We start from the raw sequence: 15,277 nt of genomic DNA, 5'->3' as shown, positions 1-15,277 counted from the left end.
AATACCCGGGGTGGTCAGAAATCTGATCGGGTTCCGGCAGAGATCTGATAGACAGCCCTTATGAGACTCCGCCCCAGCTCGTTCTCACGCTCCCTGCTCATCGGCGCAATCGCCCTGACTACCGCCCTGTCGGGCGCGCCGACCGTCCACGCCGCACCCACCACCGGCTGTCTCGACACCGCCGTCAAAGGCACCGTCGAGGAGCAGCGCCTGGACAACGGGGTCGCCGGTGGCCCGTCGGTGCCGGCCGAGATCCTCCGCCGCTCCGGCTTCGACCGGCACGTCGCCCTGTTCACCCGGCTGCTCTGCTCCGCCCCGAACAAGCACGCCGCCGCCGTCCTGGTCCGCACGCAAGGCGAGGCCCTCTGGCGTACGGCGACCCATCGTGCGCAGCACCCACAGACCCAGCCCGACGCACTGCCCGCCACCGACGACCGCGGCCTCTACTGGGCACGCATCTCCATGGCCCTCGCCCTCCGCCAGTGGCAGCCCGACTTCACCCTCGGTACGGCGGACCGCGCCGATCTGATCCGGTCCCTCGAATACAGCTCCCGCGGCATCACCGGCACCCGGTTCGCGCCCGGCGTGCAGAAGATCCTGGTGACCGGCTTCGACCCGTTCACGCTCGACGCGGACATCCGGATCGGCAACCCGTCCGGGGCGAACGCACTCACTCTGGACGGTCAGCGCTGGGTGGTGAACGGCAAGACCTACGAGATCCAGACCGTCGTGTTCCCGGTCCGCTACACCGACTTCGACGAGAACATGGTCGAGAACGCCCTCGCCCCGCACTACCGCCCAGGTCCGCAGCGGGCCGATCTGGTCATGACCGCGAGCCAGGGTCGGGTAGGCATCTTCGACCTGGAGGTGTTCAACGGCCGGCGCCGTTCGGTCAGCTCGATCGGTGACAACAACAACCTGTGGGGCGGTGGCACGATCAACGCACCGGTCGTCTCCCCCAGCATGCCGGCGGGTCCCGAGTGGCTGACCTCCAGCCTGCCGCTGGCGCGGATGGCGCAGGCCGACGTGACGCCGTTCCGGATGCGGGTGAACACCAGCGTGCTCGAGATCCCGGCCGGCCAGACGCTGCCTGTGCGTCAGCCGCTCGGCCCGACGCCCGGTTCGATTGCGTCCGAGGGCGCCGGCGGCGGTTACCTTTCCAACGAGGTTGCCTACCGCAACACCCTGCAGCGCGATCTGCTCGACCCGTCGATGCCGGCAGGTCACCTGCACGTCCCGGTGCTGTCCTTCGACCCGGCCAACAAGACCGAGATCACCGACCCGACGTACGAGGCCAACCGGGAGGCGATCGTCCGCGGCGCCCATGCCGCGCTGCGCACCGCGCTCGGTTAGAGCTTCAGTACGTCGGCAGTCCGCACGGGCTGACCGGTTGCGAACGAGCGGTTGGCGGCAAGCCCGGTGACCAAGGCCAGGGCCGCCTGCCGCGCGTCCGCGACGTCGGCGCCCTGGGTCGGATCGTTGTCGAGCAGTGCGGCCAGGACCCGCGGATCGGCGCCGCCATGGCCGGTGTGATCAGGCTCGACGGTGTGGTCGACGGGCGGCGACCACAACGGGCGGAGCGTGATGCTGGTCCGAAATGTCGACTCTTCGACATCCAGCTCCAACCGGCCCCGCGATCCGTTGAACATCACCCGGTACCCCTCGGCCGGTGAGTACGCGGTCAGGTGGTACGTCATCGTCGCACCGGTGTCGTAGGACACCAGCAAGGCCATGTCGTCCTCGATCGTCACGCCGGGCGCGAACACGTTGCGGTCGCGGTAGTACCCGTCCTCGCCCTCGGCATCCAGATAGAGCTCCCGCAGAGTCGCGTTGTCCGCCAGCTGCAGCGCGAACGGGTCGTCCAGCGACTCGGCGGATGCGTGTGCTCGGGCGTAGTCCCGCGCGTACCCGTGCTGTTGCCCAGGACCGTAGAACGCCAGCTGCCCGCGCCCGTAGACCAGCTCCGGTTCGGCGCCGAGCCACCAGTTCACCAGGTCGAAGTGATGACTGGCCTTGTGCACCATCAGGCCGCCCGAGTTCGCCTTGTCGCGATGCCACCGCCGGAAGTAGTCCGCGCCGTGCGACACGTCGAGCATCCACTCGAAGTGCACCGAGTGCACGTCGCCGATCGCGCCCTCGGCCAGCAACGACCGCACCCGCCGGTGCACCGGGTTGAACCGGTAGTTGTACGCCACCGACAGCGACCCGCCGGTCTCCCGGACGGTGTCGAGGATGCGCTGCGCCTTCACCTCGTCCGTCGTCATCGGCTTCTCACTGATCACCCGGACGCCGGCTCGCAGCGCGGACCCGATGTAGCGGTCGTGGGTCGCGTCGACGCTCGTCACCACCAGCAGCTCGATCCGCTCGACCCGGAGCATCTCGTCGAACCGCGCTGGCGGCCACTGATGAGCAGTACGGCGGCCGGCTGCCAGCAGCATGCGGTTGTGGAAGGCCATCCGCACCGAGTTCGAGTCGCACAACGCCACGACGTCGTACGCGTCCCGCTTGGCGAGGCCCTCGGTGAACAGCTGAGCCCGGTGGCCGGTGCCGACGATCGCCGTCCGGACAGGTGTGGACATAGATGACCCCCTACTGCTTGACCGCGCCGGCCAAGCCGTTGACGAAGAAACGTTGCAGCAGCAGGAACAACAGGACGATCGGCGCGAGCGTGATCACCGTGCCGGCGCACAGCAGCGTCCACTCGGTCGAGTTCTCCCCGATGAACGCGTACATGCCGATCGCGAGCGTGCGCAGCTCCGGCCGGCCGAGTGTGAAGACCAGTGGGATGAAGAAGCTGTTCCAGGCCGTGATCGCGGTGAACAGCCCGACCGTCGCCAGCATCGGGCCGGACAGCGGCAGCATGATCCGCGCGAACGTCTGATGGAAGTTCGCGCCGTCGACCTGGGCCGCGTCCTCGAGTTCACGGTCGATCGCCATGAAGTAGCCCATGAACAGGAACGTGCCGAACACCACCCCGCCGGACGCCTGCACGATGATCACCGCCCACAGGCTGTTCAGCAGGTGCAGCCGCTGCATCAGGTCGAACACCGGGATGATCGTGTAGCCGTGCGGCAGGAACAACGTCGCCGACACCAGCCCCAGACAGAACCCCCGGCCCGGGAAGCGTGTCCGGGCGAGTACGTATCCCGCGGTGGACGTGACTACCAAAGTAACCACCACCGTCCCGAGGGTGATCAGAAAAGTGTTCATGAAGTAGCGCCCGAACGACGCCTCCCGCCACGCGTCCAGGTAGTTCGACCAGAGGAACTGCGACGGCAGCGGGTTGAGCCCGCGGCCGAAGAACTCGTCGTCACTCTTCAGCGAACTGCCGAGCGCCCAGAACAGCGGATACAGCCAGGCCAGGCCGCTGACCAGTAAGGCGACATGCGTCATCGCCGTCACCATGCGCCGTCGAGTCATCGGCCGCCTCCGGTCCCCCGGCGCCTCGCGAGAGAGCGCAGTACGACGACCTGGACCACGGAGAACCCGATCAGCAGCAGCCCGTAGATGAACGACGCCGCCGACGCGAGCCCGATGTCGGGCTGGACCGCGTTGGCGTTACTGCCGCCGAAGGCCAGGTGGTAGATGTAGGTGTTCACGACCTCGGTGGAGAAGTACGGACCACCGCTGGTCAGCACCTGAACCAGGTCGAAGATCTGGAACGTCCCGATCACCGCGAGCACGACGATCACCACCCCCACCGCGCGCAGCATCGGGACGGTGATGTACCGGAACATCGCGACCCGGCCGGCGCCGTCCAGCCGGGCGGCTTCGTAGAGCTCCTCCGGGATCGTCTGCAACCCGGCCAGGAAGTACACCAGGTTGTACCCGAACGTGTGCCAGATCCCGACCAGGATGATGATCGCCATCGCGAAGTGTGGGTCCCCCAGCCAGTCGACCGGCCGGTCGATCAGGTGCACCTTCAGCAGCAGGTCGTTGATCGACTCGCCGAAGTTCGACACCAGCAGCTGGATCACGACCCCGATCACCGCCGCCGACGTCACCACCGGCAGGAAGAACAGCGTCCGATAGAACGACGCGAACCGCAGCCGCTTGTTGTTCAGCACCAGCGCGAGTGCGAGCGCCAGGACGAGCTGGATCGGTACGACGAAGGCGGCGTACACGAAGGTGTGGCCGAGGGACCGCCAGAAGATGCTGTCGTCGACGATCTGGCGGAAGTTGTCCAGCCCGACGAAGTCCGTCGGGTCGCCGATCCCGTCCCACTTGTAGAACGTGTAGCCGAGCGACGCGATGATCGGGTACACCACGAAGCCGAGCAGCAGCACCATCATCGGCGCCAGGTAGACGTACGACCACAGGTACGTCCGCCGACGCCGCCGCCGCCGGCGGACCGCGGGTGGCGGCCCTCCGGCGGCGACGTCTTCGCGTACGGCGGTCAGCACCATCAGGCGACCGGTTTCGTCGTGTACGGCTTGGTCAGGTCCCAGTCGGTGAAGGCGAAGTCCTTCAGGCTCGCACCGGCCCCGACCTTCTTCACCGCGTCGGCCAGCGCCTGGTTCATCTTGCCCGTCAGCTCGGTCAGCGCTCCTTGGACATCCTTGAGCTGACCGGTGTAGATGCCGGCCAGCACGTCGTTGATGTCCGGCTTCACCGCGGGCAGCTCGAGCTTGGTCAGCTTCGGGTTCCGGATCGTCGGTTGCGGACCGACCACCGCGGCTCCGGACATGGCGACGTACTGCGCGAACGGCGCGAAGGTGACCGCCTTCGGGTCGTTGTTCTGCGCGTAGACCGACAGCCCCTGACCTTGCTCGACCCAGCGCTTGCCGGCGTCCGCGCTGTACAGCCAGTCGAACCACGCCCAGGCCTCGTCCGGATGCTTCGACTTCGAAGAAACCGCGACGAACCGCCCACCCGGCGGACCGTAGAAGAGCGCCTTCGGATCACCACTCGGGGTCGGCAACGTGACCAGGCTGTAGTCGGTGAACTTGTGCTTGGTCCACTCCGGCTGGTTCCAGACGCCGCCGACGGTCATCCCGAACCGGCCACGCTCGAAGAACGCCCGGGCCTGCTCGTCGGAGATGCTCATCGAGCTCGGGTAGAACCAGTTCTTGTTCTTCCACTCCAGCAGCAGGTTGATCACGTCGGCGTAGTTGCGGTCGCTCCCGAACGTCCACTGCCCGACTCGGTAGTCCATCCCGTCGATCCCGCCGACGGCGGCGCCGCCCGGTGATCCGGCGCCGCGGACGAACAGATCGAGCCACCAGGCCAAGGTCGTGTTCGTCGAGTTGCCGAAGCCGAACGGCGCCACCTTGCCACCACTCTTCGACGCGATCGCGTCGGCCGCGCGGCTCACGTCGTCCCAGGTCTTCGGCAGCTTCACGCTGCCGTCGGGGTTGGTCAACCCGGCGTCCTTGAAGACGCCGTGGTGGACGTACAGCTGCAGTGACGGCGCCGGCGCCGCGAACGGCGCGGTGTAGACCTTGCCGTCGAAGACGTCCACACCCTCGACGAAGCTGTTCTGCGGGAAGCGGGACTGCCAGGACTTCGTCGCCCACTTGTCGACCGGCATCAGCCAGCCCTGCGTGACCTGCTGGCTGAGCTGCGGGCTCTTCGGGATCATCAGGATGTCGGGCGGGTTGTTGCTGCGGTACGCGAGCGAGACCAGGTCGGCGTACTTGTCGCTGACCTGCGTCGTCTTCTTGACCGCGATCCCGGGATTGGCCTGCTGGAACAACTTGATCTCGTTGTCCACCCAGCCGGCCTGGCTGGCGTACCAGTCCCAGTAGGTGATCGTGGCCTGGGCCTTCGAGCCCTCGTCGCCGTCGCCCGACGAAGAGCAGCCGGCGACCGCTCCCGCACCGGCCAGGGCCGCGGCACCACGGAGCAGGGTCCGTCGTGAGATGCGTGATGACATGGTGTTCCTCCAGTGAGTCTTACGTGCAGGCCGGCGACGCCGACGAAGCGGTTTGGGTAAGAGCGCCGAGCCGCCAGGTGAGTGGGCTGCCGTCCCAGGTGACCGCGACGCGGCGCGGCCGCTGGAAGGGCAGGAAGTGCACGGTCTGGCCGCGGTCCGAGGGTCCGGGGCTGAAGTAGTTGTCGCTCCCGACCGGGACCGGGATGTAGTAGTTGTTGGCGTTCGAGTAGCCGAAGTACGCCGTGTAGGTGTTGTCGACCGAGTTCCGGACGACGCACGCCGCGGTCGGTTGCACCGGGTTGAACATGGTCTGCTCGACGCCGGCGGGCTGCAGCGCCGCGTCGTCCACGTAGACGTTGTCGTTGGCGACGATCCACTCGGCCTTGGTGAGCGTGCCCGTCCAGCTGACCGGGATGTTGTTCGCGGCAACCTTCGTCCAGCCGGACGCGTTCACCGCCGCCGACGCCAGCGGCACCGTCGCGACCGACCCGTCCGACTTCGTCAGCTTCAGCTGCACCTGGGCCGTGCCCGTGCCGCTCGCCAACTGGATCCAGGCCGAGGTCTTGTACGACGACCCGTTGGCCACGGTGACCGCTTGCGTCGGCGCCGTACCGAGGATCGCGGTGGAGCCGCCGTGCACCTGAGCCGTCTGCGCAGTGCAGGACGTCGTACAGGTCCAACTGTCGGTGCCCTGCTCGGCGTCGCCGTTGGCCAGGAGGTCGCGGCCCGGGATCGGCTTCGCCTTCGGAGCGAAGGACGCGTCATCGACCAGGAGACTGCCGGCGCCCGTCGTCGTACTGATCCACCACTCGGCCTTGGTCAGCGTGCCGGTCCAGGCGATCTTCGTGTTGGCCGCCGAGATCCGCGTCCAGCCGGTGCTCGTGACCGGCGCCTGGCCGAGCCTGATCGTCGTCGATCCGGTCGAGGTGGTCAGTTTCAGGCTGACCATCGCGGTGTCGGATCCACTCGCGAGTCGCACCCACGCGGACGAGTCGTACAGACCGCCGTTCACCACCGAGACGCCTTGCGCCGGACCGGCCCACGCTGCTTCCCGTCCGGTGACGGACAGGTCGCCGCTGCCGGTGTGCGGAGTGGTCGCCGCATTCTTCAGGGTGCAGGCGCCCAGGCAGTACCAGCCCGTCGTACTGGACTGATTCTCGAGTGTCCCGTTCACCAGGACCGACGGCGTCGGCAGGTACGGCGTCGTCGCGGGCGGACCCTGGGCGGGCGGTGGTGTGCCGTCGGTCGGGGTGATCCGGATGTCGTCGAGCGTGCACTCCGACGTGGTTGGGTTCGGGTTGGACCAGGCGAAAACTTGGATCCATTTGGTCCCGGTCGGTGGAGTGAAGGCCGCGAGTTTCTGCGTGTAGGCGCGTTCGTCGGCGTAGGTGAGCTCGTACTGGAAGGTCGGCGTACCTGCCGTCGCTCCCCCGCGGACGCCGATGTAGCACTGGGTGCCGCCGCCGTTGAGGCGTCCCCAGCCGGACAGCAGGTAGCTCGTGCCTGGCGTGAGGCCGGTGATGTTCTGCGTCACGCCCGATCCTGGGCTGAGCGACAGCGCGGTGTGCCCGCTGTGCGCGTTCGCGGCGCTCGACGGGCCGGTGCCGAGCGGGGTCCAGCCGCGGGTGCCACTCTCGAAGTCGCCGTCGCCGACCGGATTGGGCTGCGCGGGGCGGACCGTGGTCGCGATGCCGTCGGCGATGACCTTGACGGAGGCGCCGGCGGTGGTCGGCATCGGTACCTTGACCTGCTTGGAGATGCCGTTCACGGTGACTGTCACCAGGTAGTCACCGAGGAAGCCGCGGGTGCCGAAGGTCCCGGCGGCGCTGGTCTGGCCATTCACGCTCGTGTGCCACTGCCGCTTGATCAGGTCCTCCCAGACCAGCGCGTTCGGCTTCGGCGACCAGTCGGCGTTGTAGAGCGCGACCCGCGGGTTGTAGATGTTGTTGGCCCAGATCCCGAAGTTGCTGATCTGGTTGACGTTCGGGTTCGAGAACATCGCAGTCATGAAGTCTCGGGTGTAGTCCGCCTGCAGCTGCAGGTCGTCGGTGTCCACGTCGAACTCGGTGATCGCCACCGTCACGCCGAGCGCGGCGAACTGGTCGACGATCGTCATCAGGTCGTCGGGCGAGGTCAGCTGCAGCCCGTTGAAGTGACTCTCCATCCCGACCAGGTCGATCGGCGCACCGGACGCCTTCAGCGACTGGACGATGCCGTAGACGTGGTCGCGGTGCCGCTTCTCCCAGCCGTTGTTCTCCAGGAGCCCGTAGTCGTTCAGCGCCAGCGGCACGGTCGGGTCGGCCTGGCGGGCCAATCGGAACCACGACTCGATCTCGTCCGGTCCGAGGATGTCCTGCAGGCTGTGCTCGGAGTACGGCTCGTTCACCACATCCCACTCGTCGACGATCCCCTTCAGGGCCGTCGCCTCGTCGGTGATGTGATTGTTGACCCGGGCCCGGAGCGCGGCCGGATCGTTCTGCAAGGTGACCAGGTCCGGCGGCATGTATCCCCAGGACGGCCAGATCAGGGTGTGGCCGCGGACGCGCAGACCACGTTCCCGCATCCACTGCAGGGCGGGCATGGTGATCGTGTCCCGCTCGACCTGGTTCTCCCAGTGGTTGCTCCACTTGAGGTTGTTGCCCAGGGCTCCTTGATTGAACAGGGTCGAGGCCTTGCTCTGGTACTGCGCCAGGTCGCTCGCACTGATCCCGCTCGACGGGTCACCGATCAGCCGCGATCCGTCGGAGGCTGCGCCGAACTTGAAGGCGCTGGTCTGCTGCACGGCGGACACGGTCGCGCCGCTGACCGGGTTGCCGGCCGGGTCGACGACGGAGACGGCCAGGTTTCCCTTGCGGTACTGGTCGATTCTTGCGGCTGCCGCCGTACGCCAGGCTGCGTTCGACTCGCGGCCTTCGTAGGTCACCTGGGGGTAGCCGGCGGGTGTGCCTGGGCCCCAGTCCTTGACCGAGACGCCGGCGATCTGGAACTTCTGAGCGCCGTACCCGAGCCAGAGGTTGAGGTGTGCGGCGGTCGCCGTACCGGCTTCGTAGGTGACGGCGGCGCGGACCGGGAACTCGAACTTCTGCCACTCCGGGCCGTAGAGCAGTGCCGCGTTCATCGACTTCTTGTACGGCGGTCCGTCGGTTTCGAACACCACGTGCGCGTTGCCGGTCGTGCTGCCGGGCGTCGGCTCGATCGACCGCATCCACAGGGTCGCCACGAGCGCGTCGCCGGCGGTCACGGTCTGAGCCGCGGCGACTCCGAGGGTGATCTCGTACTCGCCGTCCAATCCCGGACTCTGCGGGGCGTTCGGCACGGTCACCTCGAGCGCCTTGCTGAAGTTGGGATTCCCAGTGATGGTGACTTGCTGCGTCGAGTCGGTCGGCAGGTTCTTGAACTGCGTGAAGTTCGCAATCGGATCAGCCGGCAACACCTCGAACGGCGTCACGTCGGCCCTGGCGGTGGGCTGGATCGCCAAGGCCGCGACGAGAGCAAGCGTCGCGGCGGAGGCCATGCCCCGTATTTCGGGTCTTTTGATCACTCCGGGGTCCTTCCAGAGGGCGCGCAGCAGCGTCTGGCCCGCCGGCCGTCGGCCGGGGGCGGTGTGGGGAGCTGCCGGGTGCGCTGGGGAGTCGTGGGTCGGGCGGGACCTCGATCCGGAGGATCAGGCCTTGGCGGTCTGCGACCGTCCGCGCGGGGACCGGGTCACGGGCACCGGCCCGCAACTCGCCCGGACGATCAGGCTGGTCGGCATCACCAGGCGAGGCAGTTCCACCTCGTCGATCGGTGCCACTTTGGGTTCGTCGTCGTTCGGGCCGATGGCCTCGAGCAGCATCGTCGCGGCGCGCTTGCCCATCTCGACGAACGGTTGCTGGATAGTCGTCAACGGCGGACGGATCTGGGCCGCGGACTCGATGTCGTCGAAGCCGATCACCGACACGTCCTCCGGCACCCGCAACCCGGCCTCGGCCGCGGCAGTCATCACGCCGTACGCCGTCACGTCGGAGTGCGCGAAGACCGCGGTCGGCCGCTGACCGGCCGGCAGCGCGAACAGCTCACGCGCGCGGGAACGGATCTGCTCGGGCACGAAGTCACCGGGTTTGGTGAGCTCGGGATCGGGCTGGATCCCGGCCTTGCGCAGTGCGTCCAGGTAGCCGCGGTAGCGGTCCTGGCAGCAGCGGTACGCCATGCGGCCTTGCACACAAGCGATTCGCTCGTGTCCGAGTTGCAGGAGGTGGTCCATCGCGGTCAGCGCGCCTTCGTAGTTGTCGGCGGTGACCGACGGCAGCTCCACGTCGGCGTCGATGGTGTTCACCAGGACGACCGGCAGGCCTTCCTGGTGCAGCTGGACGAGTGGCTCCAGCGGTTGCTCGTGGCTGACCACGAGCAGGCCGGACGCCATGCTGGAGGTCAGCACGCGGTCGATCAGCGGACCGTAGTCACGGTCGTTGGTCGCGGTGTAGAGAATGATGTCGAACCCGTTCCGCTCGGTCACCGCGGCCACGCCGATGTTGATCGAGGCAACCATGTGCCAGGACAGGCCGGGCACGACCATCCCGATCAGCCGGGTACTGCCCTTGGCGAGCGCGGTGGCGGCGAAACTCGGCACGTACCGGTGCTTGCGCATCACCGCGAGCACGTGCCGCCGGGTCGCCGGGTCCACTTTCGGGCTGTTGTTCAGCACCAGCGAGACGGTGGACTTGGACAGGCCGGACAGCGCGGCGATGTCGCGAATCGTCAGCTTCGCCATCCGGCCCCTCCCTCGATCAGCGCCGTTGGACTGGTCCAACGGGGTCAGCACCGGAACGTAACAGCGGGCGGGAGCGAGGTCAACAGCCCGTACGCAAACGGTTTCATGGCTTGACCATTGCGCACCTGCTGACCTTCGTGCCACCATCGAGCCACCGTGTTGGACCGGTCCTACGCAGGCCGGGATCACCTGCCGGGACCGGTCCGGCACGCCTCCCGCCCGGCCCGCCACCTTCGCGACGCGCTCGCCAGCTGCTGCAGGAAGGCCACCCATGCCGCCGTACGCCCTCGACGACTTCGCCTTCGACCTCCGCCGCGCCGTACCGCCGGATCAGATCTGGGTCGGCAGCGGCACAGGCACCGTCAGCCGGCTGAGCGGAACGGTCTGCGGCGTCGGAGGCTGGTTCGCTCCCCCACACGCCGCCGCCGACAGCCGGCTCACCATCTCCTTCGAGCTCGACGGACGGACCATCTCCGACGGCACCCGCCCAGGCGCCGGCGACCGCGGCCTCCTCCCCGCCGGCGGCACCTGGCGCCCGGACCGCGTGACCCGCCGAGGCACCTACCACCAGTACGTCGACGGCCGCCTGATTTCGCTCGCCGTCGAAAGCACCCTCACCCCACGCCACGGCGAGCCCGGCTACGTGCTAACCATCAACGTACGCAACCGCTCAGCTCACCACCACAACCTGCGCCTCCAACCAACCCTCTCTGGGACTGACATCCACATCCCCTTGTCCGACTGGGGATGGGTCCCACCTTCGCCCAGCAACGGCACCTCGATCACGCTCACCCACACCGGCCTCACCGCCCCACTCCCGCCGAACGGCGATGCCACCTTCACCCTCGCCGTCCACCCCTCCGGCGCAACGGCCTCCGCCGACCCCGCCGCGGACGCTGCCACCACCACCCGCGTCTGGACCGCTCGCCTCAACCAAGCCCTCGCCCGGATCCCCGTCCTCACCAGCGACATCCCAGGCCTCGAGCAGTACTACCGCCGCTCCCTCGCCAGCGGCCTCGTCTGCTGGTGGGACCACCCCGACTTCATCACCACCCCGTTCATCGCGACCTCAGGTCTCGACGGCGGCGCGCTCTGCGCCTACGCCTGGGACACCGGCGGCTACGCGCCCACCGTTCTCAGCCTCATGCTCGGCGACCACGTCGTCGACCTGATCGAGTCCTTCCTCGACGCCGACCTGACCGACCGCTACGCCATCGCCCCCGACGGCACCGGACTCGGCGTCGCCTATGCCTACAGCGGCTGGTCCCTCACCATGCTGGCCCGCGCTGCCGCAGCGGACCGTCGACTCGACCCCGGTCTGGTCTCACGGCTGTACGACGTACTGACTGCTCTCGACAAACGCTTCCGTCCCGACGACCAGACCGGCGTACTGCGGGACTACGGGGACCAGAGCAACCTCCTCGAGATGCGCGGCGCCGGCTGGGAACACGTGGTCGCGAGCCCCAACGCCGAGCGCGCCTGGTCGCTGGAGGCCCTGGCAGAACTGGCCGAACTCTCCGGCGCCGCCTTGCCGGTCGACGAGTTGCGGGCGTCCGCGCGCGAGATCCGGACCGAGGTGATCCGGCAACTGTGGGACGCCGACGCCGGCTGGTTCCGCAGCCGCTACCCCGACGGTCACACCGAGCTCGCGTACTCCATCCAGGCATTCGACGTACTGCGCTCCGGCGCCTGCCCACCCGAGGTCGCCGCTGCGTTGATCGAGCACCTCCGACCCGGCGCTTTCCTCGGCGAGTACGGCGCCAGCAGTGTCAGCGCGGAGGACGTACGACACTACGAGACGGCCGACATCGACTGGTCCGGCGCCGGCGCCTATACCGGCGAAGCACCCCAGCTCGCCCTGACCCTCTGGGAGCGCGGTGAGTCAGCACTCGCCTGGGACGTGCTCCGCCGCCTGTTCTGGATGGGCGAGCACTACCCGTACTTCCCCCAGGACCACTACTGCGACAAACCGGGCGCACCCGCCAGCGGCCGCCGCTCCAACGTCATAGCCGGCCTCACCGGCGCCGAAGCCATCCTCACCGGCTTGGCCGGCATCCGTCCCCACCCTGACGGCTCGCTGACCGTCCACCCAAACCCCGTCCCCACCGGCACGCTCACCCTCACCGGCTACACCCACCACAAGCACAGGATCGACCTGACGATCACCCCCGACCACACCGAAATCACCGTCGACGGCCGCCGTACCAACCCCGGCCAGGTAGTCCCACCCCGACGAGGTCCTACCGGCTGACCATGAGAACGTGCACCTGTACGGCGAACTCGCTCGCCGCACAGAGAGGCGTCCTGATGGAGATCCCGGTGACCGACTTCGCCGAACGCGCCGAGCGCTACCGGGGCGAGCTGCGGGTGCACTGCTACCGGATGCTCGGGTCGTTCGACGAGGCGGAGGACCTGGTCCAGGAGGTGTTCCTGCGAGCGTGGCGCGGACGCGAGGGCTTCGAGGGCCGTTCCTCACTGCGCGCCTGGTTGTACCGGATCGCCACCAACGCTTGCCTGGACTTCCTGGAAGGCCGTCGCCGCCGGACGCTTCCCGACCAGGCCGACTCGCCGGACGGCCCGTGGCTACAGCCGTTCCCCGGCCACCTGTGGGAGCCGGCGGCGCCGAGCGCCGACGACCCGGAGACAGCGGTGGTGGCGAAGGAGACCATGGAGCTGGCGTTCCTGGCCGCCATCCAGCACCTGCCACCGAGGCAGCGCGCCGCGACGATCCTGTGCGACGTGCTGGGCTGGCCGGTTCGCCAGACAGCCGAGGTCCTGGACGGCAGTGTCGCCTCGGTCAACAGCGCCCTGCAGCGGGCCAGGGCCACATTGCGCACCCACCTGCCGCCGGGCCGATCGGACTGGGCTCCATCAGCCCCGCCCACCGACGAGGACCGCAGGATCCTGCGCCGCTACATGTCCGCGGTGGAGCGTGGCGACCTTGCCGAGGTTGCGGAGCTGCTCGCAAAAGATGTGCGGGCGACGATGCCGCCGTACCCGGAGTGGTTCGCCGACCGCGACGGCGTGCTGGCAGCGCTGGCGACGAGCTGGGACGTGGACTCACCCCACTACGTCGGGACACTGCGCGTGGTGCCGGCCGCATGTGCCAACGGCGAGTTGGCCGCGGCGACGTACCGGTGTCCGCCGGGCGGGCACATGTACGAGCCGTTCGGCATCGGCGTGTTGCAGGTCCGCGACGGCCGGATCACCGAGATGGTCGCGTTCCACGAGCCGGCCCTGTTCCCGTCGTTCAACCTCCCACTCACCCTGGACCGATGAGGTTTCGCGGTGGATGCCGTCTCAATACTGCACGAGGCAATCAGCCGGCAGAGGAGAGACACAAGTGAACGACATCGAACCGCAGACCGCGAACGGCAAGGTGCTCTGGCACTTCACCATGTCCCTGGATGGATTCGTGGCCGGGCCGAACCACGACATGGACTGGATGATGACCGGCATCTCGCCCCAGCCGGGTTTGATCGACGAGTACGTCGCAACCACCGGCGCGGTCCTCGGCGGCCGGTGCGGCTGGGATCAGTTCCCGGATCCGGGAGCCGTCTACGGAGGCGCCTGGACCGGACCCCTCTTCGTGCTCACCCACCACCCGGAGGACGCCGCCCCCGCCGAGGGCGTCACGTTCCTGGACTGTGACGTGGCCGAGGCGGTGCGGATCGCGCTGGCCGCGGCCGGCGGCAAGAACGTCGAGGTGCTGTCGCCGAACATCGGCGCACAACTTCTCGAACGCGGCCTACTCGACGAGATCGACCTGCACATCGCGCCCGTGCTGCTCGGCGATGGCATCCGGCTGCTGGACCTCCCCGGCGGCCGGCCGCACTACCTCCACCGGGTCGGCGACGGCGACCCCACAGCCGAGCTGACCGTCCGGTACCGCCCGGTCAAGCCGTGAGCACGGAATCTGCTGAAGGAGGAGACGTGACGATGCAGAGTGCTGTGCGAGGGACCAGGGCCGGAAGGCGGGCTCTTGCGGTGGTGGGGGCCGTCGCGGCGGCCGTCCTGGTCTGGGTGGTGGGCGAGCCGTTGCTCGGCAACGACCTGATCATCCAGGCCGAGGGGCAGGAGCCGCAGGACCTCGGGGCGAGCGCGCTGATCATCTTCGCGGTGTTCTTCTCGCTGCTGGGCTGGGCGCTGCTTGCCCTGCTGGAGCGCGTGACGCCGCGCGCCCGCCTGATCTGGACGGTGGTGGCGCTGGCGTTCCTGGCCGTGTCGTTCTACTTCCCGCTGTTGGCCATCGAGGCGTCGGGTGGGACCAGGACCGTGCTCGCGTGCGGGCACGTCGCGGTCGCCGCAGTACTCGTCCCGGCCTTCCGGGCGACCTCGCCGTAGGGTCTTGCCGGGGCGGTGAGCTTGTCAGCCTCGGCCGAGGACGCAGAACTCATTGCCTTCCGGGTCAGCCAGAACCACCCACGGTACGTCGCCCTGGCCCACATCGGCCGGGGCGGCGCCGAGACCCCGCAGCCGCTCCACCTCCACCGCCTGATCCTCAACCGGATCAGGCAACAGGTCGAGATGAACGCGGCGCGCCAGATCCTCCCCGTGTGTTGTCCGTCGTTCATCTTGCCGATGACGGCGTCATCGGTGTTGCCGATGGTTGGGGTGTGGGTAGGCCCCGCCTGCTGGTCGCGGACGGGGCC

Annotated in this window: 12 protein-coding genes; 5 read left to right on the top strand and 7 right to left on the bottom strand. The window is 68.3% G+C overall.

Annotated features, from left to right (window positions below):
- Nucleotides 1-60 precede the first annotated feature (60 nt).
- Nucleotides 61-1,353, top strand: coding sequence for a hypothetical protein (locus tag ACIBL3_RS24500; protein ID WP_396355857.1), 1,293 nt, complete (start codon nucleotides 61-63; stop codon nucleotides 1,351-1,353).
- Here the strand turns inward: ACIBL3_RS24500 and ACIBL3_RS24495 are convergent.
- The 6 genes from ACIBL3_RS24495 to ACIBL3_RS24470 form a co-directional block, all read right to left on the bottom strand.
- Nucleotides 1,350-2,579, bottom strand: a complete 1,230-nt coding sequence (locus ACIBL3_RS24495) for a Gfo/Idh/MocA family oxidoreductase (RefSeq protein WP_396355856.1) — start codon at nucleotides 2,577-2,579, stop codon at nucleotides 1,350-1,352. The two genes, ACIBL3_RS24500 and ACIBL3_RS24495, sit on opposite strands and share 4 nt — an antisense overlap.
- 10 nt (nucleotides 2,580-2,589) lie before the next feature.
- Nucleotides 2,590-3,420, bottom strand: a complete 831-nt coding sequence (locus ACIBL3_RS24490) for a carbohydrate ABC transporter permease (protein WP_396355855.1) — start codon at nucleotides 3,418-3,420, stop codon at nucleotides 2,590-2,592.
- A complete protein-coding gene (locus tag ACIBL3_RS24485) occupies nucleotides 3,417-4,406 on the bottom strand; it encodes a carbohydrate ABC transporter permease (RefSeq protein ID WP_396355854.1) in 990 nt (329 codons plus the stop codon). The genes ACIBL3_RS24490 and ACIBL3_RS24485 overlap by 4 nt, the downstream gene beginning before the upstream one ends.
- Complete coding sequence (locus tag ACIBL3_RS24480; protein WP_396355853.1) at nucleotides 4,406-5,875, bottom strand: ABC transporter substrate-binding protein; 1,470 nt, start codon at nucleotides 5,873-5,875, stop codon at nucleotides 4,406-4,408. Before ACIBL3_RS24480 ends, ACIBL3_RS24485 begins: the two co-directional genes overlap by 1 nt.
- Nucleotides 5,876-5,894: 19 nt before the next feature.
- Nucleotides 5,895-9,389 (bottom strand): endo-1,4-beta-xylanase, encoded by a 3,495-nt coding sequence (locus tag ACIBL3_RS24475; protein ID WP_396355852.1) that lies wholly within the window; start codon nucleotides 9,387-9,389, stop codon nucleotides 5,895-5,897.
- Nucleotides 9,390-9,539: 150 nt separating this feature from the next.
- Nucleotides 9,540-10,625 (bottom strand): LacI family DNA-binding transcriptional regulator, encoded by a 1,086-nt coding sequence (locus ACIBL3_RS24470; RefSeq protein WP_396355851.1) that lies wholly within the window; start codon nucleotides 10,623-10,625, stop codon nucleotides 9,540-9,542.
- A gap of 271 nt (nucleotides 10,626-10,896) precedes the next feature.
- Between ACIBL3_RS24470 and ACIBL3_RS24465 the strand changes: the two genes are divergently transcribed.
- The 4 genes from ACIBL3_RS24465 to ACIBL3_RS24450 all read left to right on the top strand — a co-directional run bounded on the left by ACIBL3_RS24465 (nucleotide 10,897) and on the right by ACIBL3_RS24450 (nucleotide 14,969).
- The gene (locus tag ACIBL3_RS24465) at nucleotides 10,897-12,876 is read left to right on the top strand and encodes an MGH1-like glycoside hydrolase domain-containing protein (RefSeq protein ID WP_396355850.1); all 1,980 of its coding nucleotides are present in this window, start codon (nucleotides 10,897-10,899) and stop codon (nucleotides 12,874-12,876) included.
- Between the two features lie 2 nt (nucleotides 12,877-12,878).
- Nucleotides 12,879-13,904: an RNA polymerase subunit sigma-70 gene (locus tag ACIBL3_RS24460; protein WP_396355849.1), complete on the top strand. Its 1,026-nt coding sequence runs from the start codon at nucleotides 12,879-12,881 to the stop codon at nucleotides 13,902-13,904.
- A gap of 64 nt (nucleotides 13,905-13,968) precedes the next feature.
- A complete protein-coding gene (locus ACIBL3_RS24455; protein WP_396355848.1) occupies nucleotides 13,969-14,532 on the top strand; it encodes a dihydrofolate reductase family protein in 564 nt (187 codons plus the stop codon).
- A 32-nt stretch (nucleotides 14,533-14,564) separates the two neighbouring features.
- A complete protein-coding gene (locus ACIBL3_RS24450; RefSeq protein ID WP_396356102.1) occupies nucleotides 14,565-14,969 on the top strand; it encodes a DUF6069 family protein in 405 nt (134 codons plus the stop codon).
- A 24-nt stretch (nucleotides 14,970-14,993) separates the two neighbouring features.
- On the opposite strand, the gene ACIBL3_RS24445 is transcribed toward ACIBL3_RS24450, so the two are convergent.
- Nucleotides 14,994-15,110, bottom strand: a complete 117-nt coding sequence (locus tag ACIBL3_RS24445) for a VOC family protein (RefSeq protein ID WP_396356101.1) — start codon at nucleotides 15,108-15,110, stop codon at nucleotides 14,994-14,996.
- Nucleotides 15,111-15,277 lie beyond the last annotated feature (167 nt).

The sequence above is a fragment of the Kribbella sp. NPDC050124 genome (assembly GCF_044460355.1).
Classification (GTDB): domain Bacteria; phylum Actinomycetota; class Actinomycetes; order Propionibacteriales; family Kribbellaceae; genus Kribbella.
The sequence above is the reverse complement of the archived record's forward strand: the minus strand, read 5'-3'. Positions and strand labels throughout refer to the sequence as shown.